This is a genomic window from Vibrio sp. Vb0667 (assembly GCF_033391095.1).
Genome location: NZ_JAWPOL010000007.1, coordinates 82,328 through 90,615, shown reverse-complemented (window position 1 = coordinate 90,615; position 8,288 = coordinate 82,328). Strand labels below are relative to the sequence as shown.

Genomic DNA, 8,288 nt, shown 5'->3' with positions numbered 1-8,288 from the left:
GTCCTTAGCTCAGCTGGATAGAGTACCTGGCTACGAACCAGGCGGTCGGAGGTTCGAATCCTCCAGGACGCGCCACTCATTGAAACAGCCTCGCAATTGCGAGGCTTTTTTGTATCTAGACATCTGAAATATGGCGTAGGATCACTAGAGCCTATGTTCCTCTTTTTTAAAAGCGAATATGTGCGTATCTAAGCAATTTGCTATCAAGCTTCTGTCGCATCGTGTGAAATCATCCTGATTATCCCTCCTATACACTGACTTCCATTTTTCATTTCAATCACTCTCATGTAGTCACTTTGTTTGTTATTTGTTTGTTTATTGTTAATCTTGTTCATCTTTTTGTTTTTGTTGGTTTTTACTGCGTGAGTCCCGATTTGATTTTGAAATCTAAATCGCAGTTTTTATTTATGTCCTCCTTTACTCTGTTCGTAAGGTGATAGCGATTTGAAGTGATTATTTTGTCATGAACTGTGATCTGGGTAGTGAATAAATAATCATTTATCAGGATTACTACAAACCTTCCTTAAACAAAATTGACAAAATTTAACCAATCGAGATAATCCATGGGTCGGGATTTGACACTATTAAAGTCCTGCACGTTGTCAGGATGACAAAGAAAGGAAGCAACATGACTAATATAGGAAGCCTGCTAGTAGATGCGGCCACCCTGATGCTAACGGGGATGGCGGTCGTATTTATTTTCCTCACTATTCTTGTTTATCTCGTTCGGTTAATGTCGAAATTGGTACCAGAAGAAGTACCAGAGCCGATCGCAGCACCAAAAACAAACACTAATATTCAATCAACCTCTTCAGCTGTTAGTCCACAAGTAGTGGCGGCGATCTCGGCTGCGATTCATAAACATCGCGCCTCATTCGCGAAGTAGCCGAACTAGGATTAAAAAGGAGTTTAAGAGCATGTCTAAACCACTAGCTATTACTGATGTGGTCCTTCGTGATGCCCATCAATCACTATTTGCTACGCGTATGCGTATTGAGGATATGCTGCCTATCGCAGCTGAGTTGGATAAGGTTGGTTACTGGTCTCTAGAGACTTGGGGCGGTGCAACATTTGATTCTTGTATTCGATTCTTAGGAGAAGACCCTTGGGAGCGTTTACGTGAACTAAAAAAAGCGATGCCTAATACACCAATGCAAATGCTACTGCGTGGTCAAAACCTTTTAGGATACCGCCATTATGCCGACGACGTAGTAGAGAAGTTTGTTGAACGCGCGCATGCTAACGGCATGGATGTATTCCGTATTTTTGATGCAATGAATGACGTGCGAAACTTCCAGAAAGCCGTTAAAGCAACGGTTGATGTTGGTGCGCATGCTCAAGGTACGTTGTCTTACACTACGAGCCCAGTGCATAACGCAGACACTTGGGTTGACTTGGCAAAACGCCTAGAGGATTTAGGTTGTCACTCGCTGTGTATTAAAGATATGTCTGGCTTACTTAAGCCTTATGAAGCGGAAGAGCTTATCACGCGTATCAAAGCGTCTTGTGATGTGCCATTGGCACTTCATTGTCATGCAACAACGGGGCTGTCTACAGCAACAGCGGTAAAAGCAGTAGAAGCCGGTATTGATATTCTCGATACTGCGATTTCTTCAATGAGTTGTACTTACGGTCATACACCGACTGAAACGGTAGTCGCTATGCTAGAAGGCACCGAGCGAGATACCAATTTGAAACTCGAGCAACTGGAATCTATCGCCGCATATTTCCGTGAGGTACGTAAGAAGTATGCGAAGTGGGAAGGCCAGTTAAAAGGAGTCGATTCACGCATCCTGATTGCTCAAGTGCCTGGTGGTATGCTGACCAATATGGAAGGCCAGTTGAAAGAGCAGGGTGCTGCGGATCGCATTGATGAAGTATTAGAAGAGATCCCTCGTGTACGTGAAGATCTTGGTTTCATTCCATTGGTGACTCCAACTTCACAGATCGTCGGTACGCAAGCGGTGATTAACGTTCTTACTGGCGAGCGCTACAAGAGTATTACCAAGGAAACCGCTGGCCTATTGAAAGGTGAGTACGGTCAAGCGCCAGCCGAGTTAAATGCAGAACTGCAAGCGAAAGTGCTTGATGGTAAAGAGCCAATTACCTGTCGTCCTGCCGATTTACTTGAGCCTGAAATGGAGACGCTTACGGTTGATCTGATGGAGAAAGCGAAATCAGAAGGCATTAAGCTAGCAAGTGAGCGTGTTGATGACGTACTCACTTATGCACTTTTCCCTCAAGTTGGGCTTAAGTTCCTTAAGAATCGTGAAAACCCAGAAGCATTTGAGCCTGCACCAACGCTAGAAGCTGCGAAGCCTGCTGTACCTGTAGCTCAACCAGCAACTGGTGGTGTAGAAACTTATAGTGTACGTGTTGACGGGCAGGTGTATGAGGTGGAAGTTGGCCCTCAAGGTGAACTGACATCTGTTGCTCCTTCTAATGCACCGGCAAAATCGGCTACACCTAGCGCACCTTCTAATGCTTCAGCAGAAGCGGTACCTGCTCCTCTTGCAGGTAACATCTTCAAAGTGAATGTTCAACCTGGTGCTGAGGTAGCTGAAGGCGATGTATTGCTCATCCTTGAAGCGATGAAAATGGAAACTGAAGTACGAGCGGCGCGTGGTGGTGTGGTTCAAGAGCTGAACGTTAAAGAAGGCGATGCTGTCACAGTAGGTGCGCCTCTGTTGAGCCTGGCGTAAGGGAGTATCATGGACGGATTGTTAACCCTTTGGGCAGAAACAGGGATCGCTAACTTCGAGTTCGGCCAAATCTGTATGATGCTGGTTGGTTGTACCTTGCTGTTTTTGGCAATTAAAAAAGGATTTGAACCTTTACTGTTATTGCCGATTGGTTTCGGTGCTATTTTGGCGAATATTCCAAATGCTGGCTTTACTGAGCCTGGTGGCTTGCTCTACTACGTTTACTACATTGGGATTGAATCGGGTGTGTTCCCGCTATTGATCTTCATGGGTGTGGGCGCGATGACCGACTTTGGTGCTTTGATCGCAAACCCAAAAACGTTGTGGTTAGGTGCGGCTGCGCAGTTTGGTATTTTTGCAACACTGTTTGGCGCTATTTTACTCAACTATGTACCTGGCATGGAGTTTTCCATGGCGGATGCATCGTCTATCGCGATCATCGGTGGTGCTGATGGGCCAACAGCGATTTTCTTAGCGAGTAAGCTCTCTCCAGATCTGCTAGGTGCGATTGCAGTCGCGGCATACAGCTATATGGCATTGGTGCCGATCATCCAGCCACCAATCATGAAAGCACTGACAACCAAGGAAGAGCGTCAAATCAAGATGGCTCAGCTTCGTCATGTTGGTAAATGGGAGAAAGTCATCTTCCCGCTTGCTGTATTACTGATGACGATTCTGTTCTTACCTTCAGCTACGCCATTGGTTGGTATGTTCTGTTTGGGTAACTTGATGCGTGAAGCTGGTGTGGTCGATCGTTTATCGAAAACTGCTCAAAATGAATTGATCAACATAGTGACTATCTTTTTAGGTCTTGGTGTTGGTTCTAAGCTGCAAGCTGAGCAGTTCTTGAACCTAGAAACGTTAGGTATCTTGGGGTTAGGCGCAGTTGCATTTAGTATCGGTACTGGTGCGGGCGTCCTGATGGCGAAACTGCTTAACAAGTTCTCGAAAGAAGACATCAACCCACTTATTGGTGCGGCTGGCGTTTCTGCGGTACCAATGGCCGCGCGAGTCGTAAACAAAGTTGGTTTACAAGCTAACCCGCAAAACTTCTTGTTAATGCATGCGATGGGACCAAACGTTGCTGGTGTCCTGGGTTCAGCCGTTGCGGCTGGTATATTGTTAGCACTTGTTGGTTAGACATTATTGAAAATGGAATGATCAACCAATTTACAAAATCACGATTAACTTAGGTTAACAAAATGGTTTATAGTCAAAGGGATGCTTTCGCATCCCTTTTTGTTTTCTTGCAGGGAATGGTTTATGGAACACAAACAGATCGTTATCACTGAGTTTGGTGATGCCAACGTACTCGCGATTCAACATGCTTCTACACCATCACCACAGCCTGGTGAAGTCTTAGTAAAAGTCGCTTTTTCAGGCGTAAATCCTATTGATGTCAAAACTCGAGCTGGGCTCGGTTGGGCGGCAGCGCAGAATAAGGATAATTTACCTTGGGTGCCAGGTTACGACATCTCAGGAAAAGTGATGTCTTGTGGAGAGGGGGCATCACGTTTTAATGAAGGTGATGAGGTGGCTGGATTTATTGGTTTCCCAGTTCGAGGCGGTGGTTACAGCCAATACATATGTGTTCCAGAAACTGAGTTAAGTCATGTTCCTAGCTCCGTAACTTTGGAGGCAGCTGCTGCATTACCGTTGGCGGGACAAACTGCGGCACAAGCTCTCAGTAAGGCTAATGTGAATGAAAACGATCGCGTACTTATCCTTGCTGGTGCCGGTGGTGTTGGACACCTCGCGGTACAAATTGCGATCGCGACGAAAGCGGAAGTCTTTACAACCTGCAGTGAACGAAATTTAGATTACCTTGCAACGCTCGGTGCTCATGCAGTGAACTATCAATTTGCACCAGTGTCAGAACGTGTTGAAGATGTTGATGTTTTGATTGATTTAGTAGGCGGAGATGCTGCGTTAGATGCGCTTAAATGCCTGAAAGACAATGCGAGAGTCATCACCGTTCCAACCATAACTGCTGAGCTGATTTGTGAAAAAGCCAAACTCCTAGGCTTTGAGGCTAGTGGTATGTTGGTTGAACCACACCCTGCGCAGTTAGATACCTTGTTGTACATGGTGGGCGTTGGCTTACTGAAGACTGAAATTCAACAGGTTTATCCTATGAGTGATGTCATTGGTGCTCACCAGCAGGTCGAATCAGGAAGAACCAGAGGCAAGGTGTTGCTTGATATGACATGCTAGAAGCATTTAACACGAGTTTTGAAAGTTTAGCGCTTTGGTTTTCAGATTCAGCATTATGGGTGCTTTTCATGACCGGTTTTCTCAGTGCCACGTTGTTGCCTGGTGGTTCTGAGGCGGGCTTGGTTGCCACTCTCTCATTAAATCAATACTCCGTTTCTTCAATTGTTATGGTCGCTACTATCGGTAATACACTTGGTGGCTTAACAAATTATTGGCTTGGCTTGTGGATTCCCAACAAAGCACAAGAGGAAAAGCACGGTCATACCGCATCAAAGTGGCTCTCTAAGTATGGCTATTGGGGATTATTTTTTAGCTGGTTACCTGTAATAGGAGACCCGCTGTGTTTAGCCGCAGGGTGGCTAAGAATGAAGTTTCTGCCTTGCGTGATTTTAATATTTTTAGGAAAGGCTGCTAGGTATAGCTTACTTGCGGCCATCTATCTCGGATTATTTTAAGGAAAGTACATGAAGATGTTTTGGGTTGGCGCGTGTTCACTGTTGGTGATCACGGGCTGTGCATCAAATACGCCAGTTTCATCACTGCCGAAAGGGGTAACTTTCGTTGAGTCATCGAAAGCTGAAGAAGGCAAAGTTAAGATTCCATACCAAAAGTATAAACTCGATAATGGTTTAACGGTGATCTTAGCTCCTGAAGATTCTGACCCATTGGTCCATGTGGATGTGACTTACCATGTTGGTTCAGCTCGTGAAGAAGTGGGTAAGTCTGGTTTTGCGCATTTCTTTGAGCACATGATGTTCCAAGGCTCAGAGAACGTTGGTGACCAAGAGCACTTCAGAATCATCACAGAGGCTGGCGGCACGTTAAATGGTACAACAAACCGCGATCGTACTAACTACTTTGAAACTGTCCCTGCTAACCAGCTCGAGAAAATGCTGTGGTTAGAGTCTGACCGTATGGGCTTTTTGCTGGATGCGGTTTCTCAACGCAAATTTGAAATTCAGCGTTCGACTGTAAAAAATGAGCGAGCTCAGCGTTACGATAATCGTCCTTATGGCTTGATTTGGGAGCGCATGTCCGAAGCGCTATATCCTGAAGGTCATCCGTATTCGTGGCAAACCATTGGTTATGTTGAAGATCTTGATCGTGTTGATGTGAACGACCTCAAAGCGTTTTTCTTGCGTTGGTATGGCCCAAACAATGCGACTATCACGATCGGTGGTGACTTAGACGTTGAACAAACTCTAGAGTGGGTAAATAAGTACTTCGGTTCGATTCCTCGTGGTCCTGAGGTTGAAAATGCGCCGAAACAACCTGCAAAACTGCAAGAAGACAAATACATCACGCTAGAAGATCGTATTCAACAACCTATGGTGATGATCGCGTGGCCAACAACCTACAACGGCGAAGAAAGCCAAGCGTCTCTCGACACGTTATCAGAAGTATTGGGTGGCGGTACCAACAGCGTGCTCTATCAAGACCTAGTGAAGACTCAAAAAGCGGTCGATGCTGGTTCATTCCATGACTGTGCTGAACTGGCGTGTAACTTTTACGTTTACGCAATGGGTGATTCTGGAGACAAAGGCGACCTATCAAAACTGTACGACGAGCTTTTACAATCACTGAATCAGTTTGCGGAAAAAGGCGTGACAGAAGATCGCCTTGAGCAGTTGAAGGGTAAAGCGGAAGCGGATGCTATTTTTGCGCTAGAAAGCGTTAAAGGTAAAGTGACTCAGTTGGCTTCCAACGAGACATTTTTCGGCGATCCTGATCGTCTTGAGCAACAGCTTGAACAAATCCGTGCAGTTACGCCGACTTCGGTAGAAAAAGCGTATACGGACTTTATCCAAGGTAAGAACAAAGTGACCCTAAGCGTGGTCCCAAAAGGAAAAACAGACCTTGTCGTAAAACCTGCGACCTTTGTGACACCAAAGCGTACGTTGCCAGAATATGAGAAGATTTCCGATGACCAATTGGCGTATCGTCGTGCGACCGATAACTTCGATCGCTCAGTGCAACCGCCAGTAGGAGAACCAGTGAAAGCGACGATGCCAGAGCTGTACGAGTTACATTTCAAGAATGGCTCAGAGCTGCTTGGTGCAGTTAGCGATGAAACGCCGACGGTGATGATGCAATTTAGTCTACCTGCCGGGACACGTTTTGTTGAAAAGGGTAAAGAAGGTCTTGCCCAATTGACCGCTGCGATGTTGCAAGAAGGCACAACGAAACGCAGTGTCGAAGAGATTCAAGCTGAGCTTGATAAACTGGGTAGTGTTATCTCTGTTAATGCCACAGGTTATACAACAAACATCAGTGTTTCTGCTCTAGAAAAGAACTTAGAGCCGACGTTAAAAATTGTCGAAGAGATGTTGCTGTCTCCTGCATTTAATCAAGATGATTTCGAGCGTGTAAAAATGCAAGCGCTAGAAGGCCTGGTATATGAGCACCAAAATCCAAGTTGGATGGCGTCACAAGCGAGTCGCCAGGTGCTCTATGGGGATTCGGTTTTTGCTCGACCAAAAGACGGCACGCAAGCAGGTGTCAGTGCATTAACGTTGGATGATGTCCGTGAATTCTACTCGAAGCATTACACGCCACAAAGTGCGCAAATCGTCGTTGTTGGTGACATCAATAAACAGGAAATTGAGCAGCAACTGACGTTCTGGAAAAACTGGCAAGATGAAGCTGCGCCATTGTATGCACCGCAAAGCATTGCTGCATTAGGTGAGCAAAAGATCCATCTTGTTGATAAACCAGGAGCGCCGCAAAGTGTGGTCATGATGGTTCGTCAAGGTATGCCTTACGACGCAACGGGCGATTTTTACCTAAGCCAACTGGCAAACTTCAACTTAGCTGGGAACTTCAATAGCCGCATTAACCAAAATCTACGTGAAGACAAGGGTTACACATACGGTGCTTACGGCTACTTCTCTGGTAATCCAGAAACAGGCTCGGTGGTTTTCACCGCGCAAGTACGAGCGGATGCAACGGTTGCTTCGATCATTGAGATGGAAAATGAGCTAAATGAATACTCGCAGTCAGGTATTACTGATGAAGAGATGAAATTTATGCGTCAAGCGGTCGGTCAAAAAGATGCACTGAAATATGAAACGCCAACACAAAAAGCGGAGCTCATCAGTGATATTCTTAAGTACAACCTCGATCATGATTACTTGCAGCAAAGAAACGCTATCGTAGAAAAAGTCGATAAGCAGACGTTGAATGCGCTGGCTCAGAAATGGTTTGATCCAAATGACTATCAAATTATCGTCGTTGGTGATGCTAAATCGTTGCGTCCTCAATTAGAAAAGTTGGGGAAAGACGTAGAAGAGCTTGAAATCATTCGATAGAGTACACATTTAATAGCGGAGAAACGTTTCTCCGCTATTCATCTAGATAAGCAACTTTTCGTGG

General features: G+C 45.5%; 6 protein-coding genes. All 6 read left to right on the top strand.

Going from position 1 to position 8,288, the window contains the following annotated elements:
• The first annotated feature begins 628 nt into the window (after positions 1 to 628).
• The 6 genes from R8269_RS09955 to R8269_RS09930 all read left to right on the top strand — a co-directional run bounded on the left by R8269_RS09955 (position 629) and on the right by R8269_RS09930 (position 8,224).
• Positions 629 to 886 (top strand): oxaloacetate decarboxylase subunit gamma, encoded by a 258-nt coding sequence (locus tag R8269_RS09955; RefSeq protein ID WP_005379932.1) that lies wholly within the window; start codon positions 629 to 631, stop codon positions 884 to 886.
• A 31-nt stretch (positions 887 to 917) separates the two neighbouring features.
• Positions 918 to 2,702 (top strand): sodium-extruding oxaloacetate decarboxylase subunit alpha, encoded by a 1,785-nt coding sequence (gene oadA / locus R8269_RS09950; protein ID WP_149192423.1) that lies wholly within the window; start codon positions 918 to 920, stop codon positions 2,700 to 2,702.
• 9 nt (positions 2,703 to 2,711) lie between these two features.
• Positions 2,712 to 3,842 (top strand): sodium ion-translocating decarboxylase subunit beta, encoded by a 1,131-nt coding sequence (locus R8269_RS09945; RefSeq protein WP_005379935.1) that lies wholly within the window; start codon positions 2,712 to 2,714, stop codon positions 3,840 to 3,842.
• A gap of 123 nt (positions 3,843 to 3,965) precedes the next feature.
• Complete coding sequence (locus R8269_RS09940) at positions 3,966 to 4,916, top strand: NADP-dependent oxidoreductase (RefSeq protein ID WP_318222523.1); 951 nt, start codon at positions 3,966 to 3,968, stop codon at positions 4,914 to 4,916.
• Positions 4,910 to 5,371 (top strand): YqaA family protein, encoded by a 462-nt coding sequence (locus tag R8269_RS09935; RefSeq protein ID WP_318222522.1) that lies wholly within the window; start codon positions 4,910 to 4,912, stop codon positions 5,369 to 5,371. Before R8269_RS09940 ends, R8269_RS09935 begins: the two co-directional genes overlap by 7 nt.
• A gap of 9 nt (positions 5,372 to 5,380) precedes the next feature.
• The gene (locus R8269_RS09930; protein ID WP_017820389.1) at positions 5,381 to 8,224 is read left to right on the top strand and encodes a M16 family metallopeptidase; all 2,844 of its coding nucleotides are present in this window, start codon (positions 5,381 to 5,383) and stop codon (positions 8,222 to 8,224) included.
• The last annotated feature ends 64 nt before the right edge of the window (positions 8,225 to 8,288 follow it).